Source organism: Amycolatopsis tucumanensis (assembly GCF_021654135.1).
Taxonomy (GTDB): domain Bacteria; phylum Actinomycetota; class Actinomycetes; order Mycobacteriales; family Pseudonocardiaceae; genus Amycolatopsis_E; species Amycolatopsis_E tucumanensis.
The window spans coordinates 1-12,232 of sequence record NZ_JAKGSD010000099.1 but is presented as its reverse complement, the minus strand read 5'-3'; the positions used below and the strand labels follow the sequence as shown (position 1 = coordinate 12,232).

Sequence of the window (12,232 nt, the reverse complement as noted above, 5' to 3'; positions counted from 1 at the left end):
GCGGCCCTGGCTCAAGGTGATCGTCCAGTGTCAGGCGACGGGATGACCACCCAGCTACCTTGGGTTAGGGCACGGCGTTTCGCGCCGCTCTACCTGGGGCAATCTGGGCCGTGAGCATCGAGCTGCCTGAACCGCGTTCCCTGTGGGTGGACACCGCGCCGGCGCCGGACCGGGCCGGGCGGGATCTGCCCGCCGAGGCGGACGTCGTCGTCATCGGGGCCGGTATCGCGGGTCTCACCACCGCCTACGGGCTCGCTCGTGCCGGCAAGTCGGTGGTCGTCCTGGAGGCGGCCCAGGTCGCGTCGGGCGTGTCCGGTCACACCACCGCGAAGCTGTCCGCCCAGCACGCCCTCAAGTACGCCACCCTCACCTCCCGCAAGGGCAAGCCCGCCGCCACCAGGTACGGGCGCGCCCAGCTGGAGGCGATCGAGTGGGTGGCCCGCACGTCCTCCGAACTGGGCATCGACTGCGGCTTCCGCCGGCGGGACAGCTTCGTCTACTCCACCGACAGCTCCCAGCTGGGCAAGCTCCAGCAGGAGGCCGACGCCGCCGCCGAGGCCGGGCTGCCCGCAGACTTCGTCGAGCACGTCGACCTGCCGATCACCACCGTCGGCGCCGTCCGGTTCGTCGATCAGGCCCAGTTCCACCCGCGCCACTGGCTGCTCGGCCTCGCCGACCACATCGAGCGGCTCGGCGGGCGCATCGTCGAACGGGTCCGGGCCCGCAAGCTCGACGAACGGCCCTCGCCGGTCGTGCACACCGACCGCGGCGAGGTAAAGGCCCGCGACGTCGTCGTGGCCACCCACTACCCGATCTTCGACCGCGGCCTGTACTGGGCGCGCCTCGACATCACCCGTGACCTGGTCGTCGCAGGCGAAGGGGAGGCGCCGCCCGGCATGTACCTGGACGCGGTGACCCACCGGTCCATCCGCGGCCACACCGAGGGCGACCGCCACTACGTCATCGTCGGCGGCGAGCACTACCGCACGGGCGAGCCGGTCGACGTCGAGGCCCGCTACCGGCGTCTCGCCGAGGCCGCCACCACCTTCGGCGTCACCAAGGCCACCCACCGCTGGTCCGCGCACGACATGACCACCCTCGACAACGTGCCCTACATCGGCCGCTACCACCCGGCCACCCACCACGTGTGGGTGGCGACCGGCTTCGGCCAGTGGGGCATGACCGGCGGCACCTCCGCCGGCCTCGTCCTGACCGAGCTGATCACGGGCGGCGACCACCCCGCCGCGAACCTCTACGACCCGAACCGCTTCGACCTGAAGTCCTCGGTCACCCTCGCCGAGGACGGGGCCAAGGTCGGCAAGCAGTACGTGACCGGGTACACCCGCGCCCTCACCTCCACCGCAGGCGACCTCGCCCCGGGGACCGCCAAGGTGTCGCGCCGCGGCGCGGACGTCGTCGCCTCCTACCGCGGCGAGGACGGGCAGCTGCGGGAGGTCAGCGCCCGCTGCACCCACCTCGGCTGCGTCGTCGCGTTCAACAACGCCGAGAAGACCTGGGACTGCGCATGCCACGGATCGCGATTCGCCACGGACGGCTCGGTGATCCAGGGCCCGGCGACCCGCCCGCTGCCGCCGGCCTGACCGTCGGCGTCGAGGAAGAGTTCCTGCTCCTCGACCCCGCCACCGGTGCGACCCTGCCGCGGGCGGCCGCGATCCTGGCCGCGGACCCGCCGCTGCCGCCCGGCGCCAAACTGCACCGCGAGCTGCGCGCCACCCAGGTCGAGACCGCGACCGGCGTGTGCACCGGCGCGCGGGAGCTGCGCGAACAGCTCGTCCGGAGCCGCAAGGCCCTCACCGATGCGGCCCGCGTGCACGGAGCGGTCGTCGCCTCCTGCGGCACCCCTGTCCTGTCCGGTCCGTCCACATCGGACAACCAGGACGGCCGGTTCGGTGACATCGACCGGATCTACCGCGGCATGGTCGCCGACTACGAGGCGTGCGGCTGCCACGTCCACGTCGGCGTGCCGGACCCGGAGACCGCGGTCGTGGTGATGAACCACCTGCGCCCGTGGCTGCCGACGCTGCTGGCGCTGTCGGTGAACTCGCCGTTCGACCACGGCCGCGACACCGGCTACGGCAGCTGGCGCATGGTGCAGCAGTCCCGCTTCCCCGGCGCCGGGATCCCGCCGCACTTCCCCGACCACGCGGCCTACCGCGCCGAGGTGCGGCGGCTGGTGGACTGCGGCGCGCTCGTCGACGAGTCCATGTCGTTCTGGCTCGTCCGGCCGTCCACGGCGTTCCCGACGCTGGAGTTCCGGGTCGCCGACGCGGCGTCCACTGTGGACGAGGCGGTGCTGCAGGCCGTGCTGTCCCGCGCACTGGTGCGGCGCGCGCTCGCCACGGACACCGCGCCGCCGGAGATGTCCGAGCAGGTCGGCGCGGCCGCGTTGTGGGCGGCGGCCCGGGACGGCATCGACGGCGAGGGAGTGCACCCGTTGCGTGCCTGCCGGGTGCCGGCCTGGGAACTGGTCGAGGAGCTCGTCGAGTTCGTCGCGCCCGCCCTGGACGAGACCGGGGACCGGGATCTGGTGGCGATCGTCCTGGAACGCCTGCGCCGCGAGGGCAGCGGCGCCCGTCGCCAACGCAAGGCCGTCGCGGCGGGCCTGCCCGCCCTGCTCGCCACCCTCACCCACCAGGGTTGATAGGCGGCCGCCAGGGGTAACCGTGCGTCGTGACGACTGCCATGACGCTTTCGGCTGCCCTCCCGGCGGCCAGAGGACCGCTGTCGGAGGCCGTGATCGACGCACTCGGCCGCGACGAGCGCGGGGACTTCCCGGAGCTGCCGGAGACCGCCGACGCCGACCCGTTCGGCGAGGACCTGCAGCTCGCCCTGCACGTCTGCTACGAACTGCACTACCAGGGGTTCACCGGGGTCGACCCGGACTGGGAGTGGGACCCCGACCTGCTGCGCCTGCGTGCCGCCATGGAGCGGGTGTTCCTGGCCGCGCTGCGCGCGCACACGCCCGGCGGCGACGACGTCGAAGAGGCGCTCGCGCCGCTGCTGGTCGAGCCGGTCAACGGCGCCGGCCTGTCGCACTTCCTCGCCGCCGAGGGCACCTGGGACCAGGTCCGCGAGTACTTCGTGCTGCGCTCGATCTACCACCACAAGGAGGCCGATCCCCACGCGTGGGTGATCCCGCGGCTGCGTGGCAAGCCGAAGGCAGCGCTGGTGGCCGTGGAGTTCGACGAGTACGGCGGCGGCCGCGCCGACCAGGTGCACGCCCAGCTCTACGCGGACCTGCTCGACGGCGCCGGGCTGAACTCGCAGTACCTGCACTACCTGGAGCACGCCCCGGCGTGCATGCTCGCGGTGGTCAACATGATGTCGTTGTTCGGCCTGCACCGGCGGTTCCGCGCCGCGCTGGCCGGGCACTTCGCCGCCGCCGAGATCACCACCGCGCCGAGCGCCCAGCGCATGGAGAAGGCGTTGCGGCGCCTGGACGCCGACGAGCGCTGCCGGTACTTCTACACCGAGCACATCGAGGCCGACGCGGTGCACGAGCAGGTCATGCGCCGGGACGTCCTCGGCGGACTGCTGGCGACCGAACCGGAACTGGCCGGCGACATCGTGTTCGGCATCCAGGCCACGGACCTGGTGGAGCAGCGCTTCGCCGACCACGTGCTGGGCGCGTGGCAGCAGGGCCGCAGCGCGCTCCGCAAGCCCCTGTAGACAGCGGAGGAGCGGCGGACCCGGGGCCCGCCGCTCCTCGTCAGTTCCGGACGCGCTTGCGGTGGCTGGTGTCGCAGAAGGGGTACCGCTTGCTGCGGCGGCACGCGCACAACGCCACTATGAACCGGTCGGAGCGGGCGACCGTGCCGTCGGGCATCTCCAGCTCGACGGGCCCCTCCACGAGCACCGGCCCGCCGTCCACGAGCGTCACCTTGCGGGGTTCAGCGTTCCGTCCGGTCGGCACGGATCACCACCAGTTCCTCGTGTCGCTGGCCGGGCGCGATGAGCCCGGCGCGTTCCAGGAAGTCGGCGCGGCCGCGCAGCACCGGGCCGAACGGCTCGATCGCCCGCGCCACCACCGAGGCCTTCAAGCCGTTGTCCCGCAGCATTTCCACCGTTTGGCGGATCCCGCAGAGCGACGAATGGACCACCAGCATCGTCCCTCCGGGGGTGAGCAGGTCGTGGGCCCGGTCGCACAGGCAGTCCAGGTGCTTGCGCCCGTCCGCGCCCGCGTCCCAGGCCAGCGCGGCGCCGTCCGGGTCCTCGTCGGACTCGCACGGCACGTAGGGCGGGTTGGCCAGCACGACGTCGAACGGCGCGCCCTCGATGGTCTGCGAGAGGTCGCCGTGCCGGACCTCCACGGGCAGGCGGCGCACCCGCGTGTTGAACCGCGCGCTCAGCACGGCGGGCAGGTACCGGTCCACGGCGGTCACGCTCGCCGCTCCATTGCGGACCGCGGCGATCGCCAGCGCGCCGGTGCCGGTGCACACCTCGAGAACCCGTGCGCCGGCCGGCAGGCGCGCTTCCCGCATCGCGCGCATCAGCAGCCAGGTGTCCGCCTGCGGCCGGTACACCCCGGGAAGTCTCAGCAGTTTCACCTGTTGCAGGTACCACCGGCGGGAGAAGTCAAACTCCGCCCAGCAGACGGATGACGGCCCGCTCCAGCACCTCGCGGTCCTCGTCGCCGCGGACCCCGCCGATCCGGCGCACGGCGGAGGCGATGGTCTTGCCGTTCGCGTGCGCCTCCACGATGCGTGGATCTACATAGGACTTGCGGCAGACCGCCGGTGTGTTGCCCAGTTCCTCGGAAACCTGGCGCATCACCGCGGCCTGCGTGCGTTTCAGCCCGCGCTGGGACTTCACCTCGTCGGCGACGGCGAACGCGGTGGCGGCGAGGACGGTCGCGTTCCACGTCCGCAGGTCCTTGACGGTGAACTCGTCACCGACCATCTCCTTGAAGTGCTCGTTGATCTCGTCGGCGTGGACCTCGTGCCACCCGTTGGGTGTGCGGTAGACGAACAAGCGGTCGCTGCCGGTGCGCGACCTGCGCAACGCCTTCACCACGGCGGCCAGGTCGGGGTCGGTCAGCGTGATGTCGCGTTCGATCCCGCCCTTGGCCGGGTAGCAGAAGTTCAGTTCGTCCCGCTTCACGGTGACGTGCTCACGCAGCAGCGTCGCGGCCCCGTAGGTGCCGTTGTTCTCGGCGTACTCCTCGCTGCCGACCCGGAACACGCCGCGGTCGATCATCCGCAGCGCGGCGGCCAGCACGCGCTCGCAACCCAGGCCCGGCCTGGCCAGGTCCTCGGCGATGCGCAGACGCCACTTCGGCAGCCGTTTCGCCAGTTCGACGACGCGTTCGTGCTTCTCCTCGTCCCGCGCCTGGCGCCAGCGGTCGTGGTAGCGGTACTGGCGGCGGCCGGCGTCGTCGGTGCCGACCGCCTGGATGTGGCCGTTCGGGTGGGGGCAGATCCACACGTCGCGCCACGCGGGCGGCACGGCGAGGCTCTTGATCCGCTGCAGGGTTTCCTCATCGCGGAGCGGCTCCCCCTCGGGGGTGAAATACCGGAAGCCGCGGCCGCTGCGCTGCCGCCGGATCCCGGGTTCGGAGAGCTTGCTCTTGCGCAGGCGCATCGGCGTCAGGTGATCCGGGTGCAGGCGCTGGTGACGGCGTCGAGGTCCGGGTAGGTGGAGTCCGGGATCGCGCCCAGGTGCCCGAGTGTGCTGTCGTCCGCGCCGTGCGCGGTCGCCTGCCGGATCAGCTCGGCCCGGTCGCACGGGAAGTCCACTTCGGACAGAAGGGTGCGGAGGCGGTCGGGGTCGGGCGTGGTCATGGTCGCCGGATACCCCCGGTCCACCCCGGCAAACGGCCGATCAGACCGGTCTGTCCGACGGTACCGAACACGGTTCTGCCGGGTTATCATCGGCGCGCCATGACCACCACCCTGCCAGCCGGTGCCCGTGAGCGGATCCTGGAGACCGCTTACCAGCTCTTCTCGCGCCGCGGCATCCGCGCGGTGGGGGTGGACGAGGTGATCGCGCGGTCGCAGGTCGCCAAGGCGACGCTGTACCGGCACTTCCCGTCCAAGGACGACCTCGTGCTGGCCTTCCTCGACCGGCGTGAGCAGCGGTGGACCGTGGGGCTCATCGAACGGCAGGCCCGCGCCCGCGGCGAGACGCCGGAGGACCGGCTGCTGGCGATCTTCGACGTGCTCGACGACTGGTTCCGCTCGCCGGCCGACTTCGACGCCTGCGCGTTCGTCAACGTCCTGCTCGAAATGGGCGCCGACCACCCGCTCGGCCAGGCCTGCATCCGGCACCTGGACACCATCCGCGGCATCGTGGCCGGCCTGGCCAGGGAGGCCGGCCTGGCCGAGCCGGAGGACCTCGCCCGCTCCTGGCACCTGCTCATGAAGGGCGCGATCGTCTCCGCCGCCGAAGGGGACGCCGACGCCGCCGTGCGGGCCCGGGAAATGGCGCGTGACCTGCTGGCGCGGCACCGGAAATAAGCCCGCGCCCGTCGTGGTTGCGACCGGTATGACAACCGATGGTCGTGGCCGGGTCCGGACCGAGCCGGGCACCAAGCGGGTACGGGCGGTCTTCGGCGGCCAGGTCGTCGCCGACACGCTGCGCCCGCTCATGGTGTGGGAAGTCCCGTACTACCCGGTCTACTACGTCCCGCGTGCGGACGTGCGCACCGAGTACCTGGTCGCCACGGGGGAGACGGCGCATTCGCCGAGCCGTGGCGACGCCGACGTGTTCACCGTCCGGGTGGGCGACCGCGAGGTGGCGGGCGCGGCGCTGGAGTACCAGGACTCGCCGCTGGACGCGCTCAAGGGGCACGTGCGGCTCGACTTCCCCGCGATGGACGCGTGGTTCGAGGAGGACGAGGAGATCTTCGTGCACCCCCGCGACCCGCGGACGCGCGTCGACATCCTCGCCAGCTCGCGGCACGTCCGCATCGAGATCGACGGCGTGACGGTGGCCGAGTCCCGCAGCCCGCGGCTGTTGTTCGAGACCGGCCTGCCGACGCGGTACTACCTGCCCAAGACCGACGTCCGGCTCGACCTGCTGGAGCCCAGCGACACGATCACCCGGTGCCCGTACAAGGGCGAGGCCTCGTACTACTCCGTCCGCGTCGGCGACCGGCTGCACGAGGACGTGGTCTGGTACTACCGGTCGCCGCTGCCGGAGAGCCAGAAGGTGCAGGGGCTGGTCGCCTTCTACGACGAGAAGGTCGACGTGTACCTGGACGGGGTGAAGCAGGAGCGGCCGAAGACGAAGTTCTAGTCTTCGGGGCATGTCCGACCGCTTGTACTTCCGCCAGCTGCTGTCCGGCCGCGACTTCGCGGTGGGCGACCCGGTGGCCACCCAGATGGTCAACTTCGCCTACCTGATCGGCGACCGGGAGACCAGGGAGGCGGTGGTCGTCGACCCGGCGTACGCGGTGGGGGACCTGCTCGACGTGCTGGCCGCCGACGACATGCGGCTGACCGGGGTGCTGGCCACGCACCACCACCCCGACCACGTCGGCGGCAGCATGATGGGCTTCACGCTGGCCGGGCTGCCCGAGCTGCTGGCCCGGGAGAGCGTGCCGGTGCACGTCAACCGCAACGAGACGGAGTGGGTCCAGCGGGTCACCGGCGTGTCGGCGACGGACCTGACGGGACACGACCACGACGACGTCGTGGAGGTCGGCGCGGTGTCGATCAGGCTGCTGCACACGCCCGGCCACACGCCGGGCAGCCAGTGCTTCCTGGTCGACGGCCGTCTCGTCGCCGGGGACACCCTGTTCCTGGAGGGCTGCGGCCGGACGGACTTCCCCGGCGGCGACGCCGAGGCGATGTACCACAGCCTCCGGTGGCTCGCGGACCTGCCGGGCGACCCGGTGGTCTACCCCGGGCACCAGTACTCGGCCGCGCCGTCGGCTTCGCTGTCGTCGGTGAAGGAGAACAACTTCGTCTACCGCCCCCGCAACCTCGACGAGTGGCGCACCATGTTCGGCGGCTAGGAGAGCCGGGGCGGCCTGCTCGGCGATGTGTTCGAGGAGGCGAGGGGCTTGGTCCGGGTCCGGGCCGTGGTCGGTGCCTGGCAACGCAGGCCCGCGGCTGGCCGGCCTCACCGATGCCCGGCGGCTAGAGGTACTCCCGCGCCACGCGCTCGGCGAGCCGCTCCAGCAGGGGCGCCGGTTCGGCCAGGCAGCGCTGCACGTCCGGCTCGATGTCCGTCAGCCCGTACGCCGCGGTGAAGCCCGCCGACCGGAGGGCCTCCGGCGACAGCGTGTTCCGCCCGGCCAGCGCCACCACCGGGATCCCGCGCTCGGCGGCCGCCGCGGCGATGCCAGCCGGGCCCTTGCCCCGCAGGGTCTGCTCGTCCAGGGAGCCCTCGCCGGTGATCAGCAGGTCCGCGCCCGGCAGCTTCTCGGTCAGCCCGGTCAGCTCCAGCACCACGTCGATGCCCGGCCGGAACGACGCCCCGAGCATCGCCAGCGCGTAACCCGTCCCACCGGCCGCGCCCGCGCCCGGCACGTTCGCCACGTCGACCCCGGACCCCCGCACGACCCCCTCCAGCTGCCGCAACGCTGACTCCAGCAGCTCGACGTCCTCTGGCGAAGCGCCCTTTTGCGGCCCGTACACCGCCGCCGCGCCGTGCGGGCCCAGCAGCGGGTTGTCGACGTCGCTCGCCACCAGCAGCTCGACCTCGCGCAGCCGCGGGTCCAGTCCGTCCAGGTCCACCCGCGCCAGGCGCTGCAACGCGGCCCCGCCGGGCGGCAGCTCCGCACCGTCGGCGTCCAGCAGCCGCGCGCCGAGCGCCCGCAGCAGCCCGGTCCCGCCGTCGGTGCTCGAACTTCCGCCGAGGCCCAGCACGAGCCGGGACGCACCGGCGTCCAACGCGGCGCGCATCAGCTCGCCGACCCCGAGCGTCGTCGCGGTCAGCGGCGCCAGCTCGTCCAGCAACGCCAGCCCGGACACCGCCGCCAGCTCGATCACCGCCGTGCCGTCCCGGCGCGCGTAGCCCGTGTCGACCGGCTCGCCGACCGGTCCGCCCGCCCGCGCCGGCACGAACTCGAAGCCCGCGGCCACCGCGGCGGCCACCGTGCCGTCGCCGCCGTCGGCGATCGGGCACTCCAGCACCTCGACCTCGGCCCGCCCGCGCCGCAGCCCGGCCGCGATCGCGGCGGCCACCGCGTCGGCGGGCAGCGTGCCCTTGAACTTGTCCGGCGCGACGACGACCCGCGTCACACCTGCGCCCCGTCGCCGTCCGGCGGGCCCTGCTTCACGCGCAGCAGCAACAACGCGATCGCGGTGGCCAGCGCCAGGATCCCGAGCGGGGTCGCGACGGTGGTGCTCACGCCGATCACGCCGGGCACGATCAGCAACAGCAGCCCGACGACGAAGAACAGCAGCACGACGAACGCGCCCTTGCCCGGTCGCGGCAGTGGCGGCGGCTCCGGCGGCACGTAGTGCTCGTCATCCCCGGAACCGGCCGGGTCGTCGCCCAGCACGGTGTCCTCCCACGGGGTGCCACCACCGCGCCAGCTCGCCTCGGCGGCCGGTTTCTCCGGTTCGGCAGGCTTCTCCGGCTCGGCCGGCTCGGGGCGCGCGGGCGCCCGTTCGGCCTCGACGTCGTCGTCGATCAGGCCGACCCCCTCGGCCCGCAGGTCCGCGACGATCGCCGCGAACGTGGCGTCGACGTCCTCGGGGTCGGGTACGCGTGAGTTCATCGGGCCCCCACCTGCCCCGGGTCACGGACCGCTTCCACGAACTCGACACTACGCCGGAAGATGAGCGGCGCGTCGTGGTCCAGGGTCGCGACGTGGAAACTCTTCTCCAGCACCACTTCCGTCACGTCCCGGCTGCGCACGTTGTCCAGCACGATGCGCGCGTTCTCGGGTTCCACGACGTGGTCAACGAGCGAGTGCAGCAGGAGCAGCGGTTGCGTCACCAGCGGCAGGTCGGCCCGCACGAGCTTCCACAGCCGCGCCAGGCTCGCCGCCGCCCGCACCGGCACCCGGTCGTAGGCCAGTTCGGTGACGCCCGGCTTGGCGATGTCGTTGGCGACGCCCCGCGACCACGGCACCACCCGGGACAGCACGGGCAGCAGCTTGGTGTCCCAGCTCAGCCGCGTGACGGAGGGGTTGACCAGCACCAGTCCGGCGACCGCGCCCCCGTGCCGCTGCGCCAGCCGCAGCGCGAGCGTGCCGCCCATCGACTGGCCGAACACGAACACCGACCGGCAGCGTTCCCGCAGGTCCAGGAACTCGCGCTCGACCGTGCCGTACCACTCGGGCCAGCCGGTCTTGTTCATCTCCTGCCACGTCGTGCCGTGTCCCGGCAGGCGGGGCAGCCGCACGGTGAAGTCCCGCGCGGCGAGGTGCTCGGCCCAGCCCCGCAGGCTCTGCGGGGTGCCGGTGAAACCGTGGCACAGCAGCACCCCGACCTCGGCCGAACCGGTGTGCGCGAACGGTTCCGCACCGGCGAGCACAGGCATGGCATCCGCCCTTCTCCTCCAACGCGGCCCCATCGTCGCATGCCCCGGGCCGCTCCGGGAGCGCCCGTCGGACGACGTCCCCCGGCTGTGACCTCCCGCCCACTGCGGGTGCGGCCGTTGTGCGGTTGGACGGCGTTTCCTACTCTGGTTCCGGCAGGCTGTTCGGGCAGGTTGGAGGGCGTCCCGGTGCTTTACCGGTTGCTGAAGTACGTGCTGCTCGGGCCGTTGCTCCGGCTCCTGTGGCCCACGAAGGTGACCGGGGTGGAGAACGTCCCGGAGACCGGTGGCGCCATCCTCGCGAGCAACCACCTCGCGGTCGCCGACTCGTTCTTCATGCCGCTGCGCGTCAAGCGCCGCGTCACCTTCCCGGCGAAGCAGGAGTACTTCACCGAGAAGGGCGTCAAGGGCACCCTCAAGAAGTGGTTCTTCACCGGCGCGGGCCAGATCCCGATCGACCGTTCCGGCGGTTCGGCCGCGCAGGCCGCGCTGGACACCGCGATCCGGCTGCTGCGCGAGGGCAACCTGCTCGGCATCTACCCGGAGGGCACCCGCTCCCCGGACGGCCGCCTGTACAAGGGCAAGACGGGTGTCGCCCGCGTCGCGCTGGAGGCCGGTGTCCCGGTCGTCCCGGTCGCCATGATCGGCACCGACAAGGTCAACCCGATCGGCTCGAAGATGTGGATCCCGCGGCGGCTGGAGATCCGGTTCGGCAAGCCGCTGGACTTCTCGCGGTACGCCGGCCTGTCCGGCGACCGGTTCGTCGAGCGGTCCATCACCGACGAGATCATGTACGCCCTGATGGAGCTCTCCGGCCAGGAGTACGTCGACATCTACGCGGCGAAGGCCAAGGAGCTGATGGCCGCGGAGGCCGCCGGGGTGCGCGCGGTGGTGCCTGCGCAGAGTGGCCTGCCCGACGCCGACCGGGTACCGGAGACCAAGGCCGGTTGATCCCCTGACTAAGGTGCCACGGTGCGTTTCTTCTACGACACCGAATTCATCGAGGACGGCGTGACGATCGACCTGGTGTCGATCGGTGTCGTGGATGAACGGGGACGCGAGTTCTACGCGGTCTCCACCGACTTCGACCCCGCCAAGGCCGGCCCGTGGGTGCGCGAGAACGTCCTGCCGAAGCTGCCCTCGCCTGCCGACAAGGCGTGGCGGAGCCGGGCCCAGATCCGGGCGGACCTGCTGGAGTTCTTCGGCCGCCCGCCGGGTGGGATCGAGCTGTGGGCCTGGTACGCGGCCTACGATCATGTCGCGCTGGCCCAGCTGTGGGGCACGATGCCCGAGTTGCCGCGCCAGCTGCCCCGGTTCACGCGCGACCTGCGGCAGCGGTGGGAGGACGTGGGCAAGCCCAAGCTGCCCCTGCCGCCGCAAAACGCGCACGACGCCCTCGCCGACGCGCGCTTCAACCTGGAGCGGTGGCGCATCATCGACGAAGTGCGGCGACGCAAGGGCTACCCCGCCTGACGGCCACGCCGTAGCCGCGCCGGGCGACGCGGCCGCCCCTCCCGGAGCCACGCCGTAGCCGCACCCGGCGACGCGGGCCGCCCCTCCCGGAGCCACGCCGCAGCCGCACTCGGCAACGCAGGCCGCCCCCGCAGCCGCGCCCGGCGACGCGGGCCAGCCACCCCGGAGCCACGCCGCAGCCGCGCCCGGCGACGCGGGCCAGCCACCCCGGAGCCACGCCGCAGCCGCACCCGGCAACCCAGGCCACCCACCCCCCGAACCACCCCTCTCCCGCAACCCGATCCCCAGCCAAATCGGTTGCCGA

At 72.6% G+C, this 12,232-nt stretch carries 15 protein-coding genes; 8 read left to right on the top strand and 7 right to left on the bottom strand.

What is annotated here, in order from left to right:
* The first annotated feature begins 110 nt into the window (after positions 1–110).
* From L2C96_RS43170 to L2C96_RS43160, 3 genes are read left to right on the top strand one after another with little or no spacing between them, the layout of a single operon-like run.
* On the top strand, positions 111–1,601 hold the full coding sequence (locus L2C96_RS43170) for an FAD-dependent oxidoreductase (protein ID WP_237340188.1): 1,491 nt from the start codon (positions 111–113) through the stop codon (positions 1,599–1,601).
* Positions 1,526–2,662, top strand: coding sequence for a carboxylate-amine ligase (locus tag L2C96_RS43165; protein ID WP_237340187.1), 1,137 nt, complete (start codon positions 1,526–1,528; stop codon positions 2,660–2,662). Before L2C96_RS43170 ends, L2C96_RS43165 begins: the two co-directional genes overlap by 76 nt.
* A gap of 41 nt (positions 2,663–2,703) precedes the next feature.
* A complete protein-coding gene (locus L2C96_RS43160) occupies positions 2,704–3,690 on the top strand; it encodes an iron-containing redox enzyme family protein (RefSeq protein ID WP_237340190.1) in 987 nt (328 codons plus the stop codon).
* Between the two features lie 40 nt (positions 3,691–3,730).
* Here L2C96_RS43160 and L2C96_RS43155 read toward each other — a convergent pair whose 3' ends face one another.
* From L2C96_RS43155 to L2C96_RS43140, 4 genes are read right to left on the bottom strand one after another with little or no spacing between them, the layout of a single operon-like run.
* The gene (locus L2C96_RS43155; RefSeq protein ID WP_237340186.1) at positions 3,731–3,934 is read right to left on the bottom strand and encodes a CDGSH iron-sulfur domain-containing protein; all 204 of its coding nucleotides are present in this window, start codon (positions 3,932–3,934) and stop codon (positions 3,731–3,733) included.
* Complete coding sequence (locus L2C96_RS43150) at positions 3,912–4,568, bottom strand: HemK2/MTQ2 family protein methyltransferase (RefSeq protein WP_308191242.1); 657 nt, start codon at positions 4,566–4,568, stop codon at positions 3,912–3,914. The genes L2C96_RS43155 and L2C96_RS43150 overlap by 23 nt, the downstream gene beginning before the upstream one ends.
* A gap of 28 nt (positions 4,569–4,596) precedes the next feature.
* Positions 4,597–5,601, bottom strand: coding sequence for a DNA topoisomerase IB (locus L2C96_RS43145; protein ID WP_020421010.1), 1,005 nt, complete (start codon positions 5,599–5,601; stop codon positions 4,597–4,599).
* A gap of 5 nt (positions 5,602–5,606) precedes the next feature.
* Complete coding sequence (locus tag L2C96_RS43140; protein ID WP_027936295.1) at positions 5,607–5,801, bottom strand: DUF2795 domain-containing protein; 195 nt, start codon at positions 5,799–5,801, stop codon at positions 5,607–5,609.
* A 99-nt stretch (positions 5,802–5,900) separates the two neighbouring features.
* Between L2C96_RS43140 and L2C96_RS43135 the strand changes: the two genes are divergently transcribed.
* From L2C96_RS43135 to L2C96_RS43125, 3 genes are read left to right on the top strand one after another with little or no spacing between them, the layout of a single operon-like run.
* Complete coding sequence (locus L2C96_RS43135) at positions 5,901–6,476, top strand: TetR/AcrR family transcriptional regulator (RefSeq protein ID WP_020421008.1); 576 nt, start codon at positions 5,901–5,903, stop codon at positions 6,474–6,476.
* Between the two features lie 28 nt (positions 6,477–6,504).
* The gene (locus tag L2C96_RS43130) at positions 6,505–7,257 is read left to right on the top strand and encodes a DUF427 domain-containing protein (RefSeq protein WP_237340185.1); all 753 of its coding nucleotides are present in this window, start codon (positions 6,505–6,507) and stop codon (positions 7,255–7,257) included.
* Positions 7,258–7,267: 10 nt separating this feature from the next.
* Positions 7,268–7,978 carry an MBL fold metallo-hydrolase gene (locus L2C96_RS43125; RefSeq protein ID WP_017983832.1) on the top strand — a complete coding sequence of 237 codons (711 nt, stop codon included), beginning with the start codon at positions 7,268–7,270 and terminating at the stop codon, positions 7,976–7,978.
* A 124-nt stretch (positions 7,979–8,102) separates the two neighbouring features.
* Here L2C96_RS43125 and L2C96_RS43120 read toward each other — a convergent pair whose 3' ends face one another.
* From L2C96_RS43120 to L2C96_RS43110, 3 genes are read right to left on the bottom strand one after another with little or no spacing between them, the layout of a single operon-like run.
* Complete coding sequence (locus L2C96_RS43120) at positions 8,103–9,209, bottom strand: glycerate kinase (RefSeq protein ID WP_237340184.1); 1,107 nt, start codon at positions 9,207–9,209, stop codon at positions 8,103–8,105.
* The gene (locus L2C96_RS43115) at positions 9,206–9,691 is read right to left on the bottom strand and encodes a hypothetical protein (protein ID WP_237340183.1); all 486 of its coding nucleotides are present in this window, start codon (positions 9,689–9,691) and stop codon (positions 9,206–9,208) included. The genes L2C96_RS43120 and L2C96_RS43115 overlap by 4 nt, the downstream gene beginning before the upstream one ends.
* Positions 9,688–10,458, bottom strand: coding sequence for an alpha/beta hydrolase (locus L2C96_RS43110; protein WP_237340182.1), 771 nt, complete (start codon positions 10,456–10,458; stop codon positions 9,688–9,690). The genes L2C96_RS43115 and L2C96_RS43110 overlap by 4 nt, the downstream gene beginning before the upstream one ends.
* Before the next feature lie 186 nt (positions 10,459–10,644).
* On the opposite strand from L2C96_RS43110, the gene L2C96_RS43105 reads away from it, so the two are divergent.
* Positions 10,645–11,406: a lysophospholipid acyltransferase family protein gene (locus tag L2C96_RS43105; protein WP_020421003.1), complete on the top strand. Its 762-nt coding sequence runs from the start codon at positions 10,645–10,647 to the stop codon at positions 11,404–11,406.
* 21 nt (positions 11,407–11,427) lie between these two features.
* Positions 11,428–11,928, top strand: a complete 501-nt coding sequence (locus tag L2C96_RS43100) for a polyadenylate-specific 3'-exoribonuclease AS (RefSeq protein WP_020421002.1) — start codon at positions 11,428–11,430, stop codon at positions 11,926–11,928.
* Positions 11,929–12,232: the final 304 nt, after the last annotated feature.

Bases quoted from the DNA above. Each gene is read 5' to 3' on its own strand.
- L2C96_RS43165 (WP_237340187.1), top strand. From the start codon at position 1,526: ATGCCACGGATCGCGATTCGCCACGGACGGCTCGGTGATCCAGGGCCC.
- L2C96_RS43160 (WP_237340190.1), top strand. From the start codon at position 2,704: ATGACGCTTTCGGCTGCCCTCCCGGCGGCCAGAGGACCGCTGTCGGAG.
- L2C96_RS43145 (WP_020421010.1), bottom strand. From the start codon at position 5,601: ATGCGCCTGCGCAAGAGCAAGCTCTCCGAACCCGGGATCCGGCGGCAG.
- L2C96_RS43140 (WP_027936295.1), bottom strand. From the start codon at position 5,801: ATGACCACGCCCGACCCCGACCGCCTCCGCACCCTTCTGTCCGAAGTG.
- L2C96_RS43135 (WP_020421008.1), top strand. From the start codon at position 5,901: ATGACCACCACCCTGCCAGCCGGTGCCCGTGAGCGGATCCTGGAGACC.
- L2C96_RS43130 (WP_237340185.1), top strand. From the start codon at position 6,505: ATGACAACCGATGGTCGTGGCCGGGTCCGGACCGAGCCGGGCACCAAG.
- L2C96_RS43125 (WP_017983832.1), top strand. From the start codon at position 7,268: ATGTCCGACCGCTTGTACTTCCGCCAGCTGCTGTCCGGCCGCGACTTC.
- L2C96_RS43115 (WP_237340183.1), bottom strand. From the start codon at position 9,691: ATGAACTCACGCGTACCCGACCCCGAGGACGTCGACGCCACGTTCGCG.
- L2C96_RS43110 (WP_237340182.1), bottom strand. From the start codon at position 10,458: ATGCCTGTGCTCGCCGGTGCGGAACCGTTCGCGCACACCGGTTCGGCC.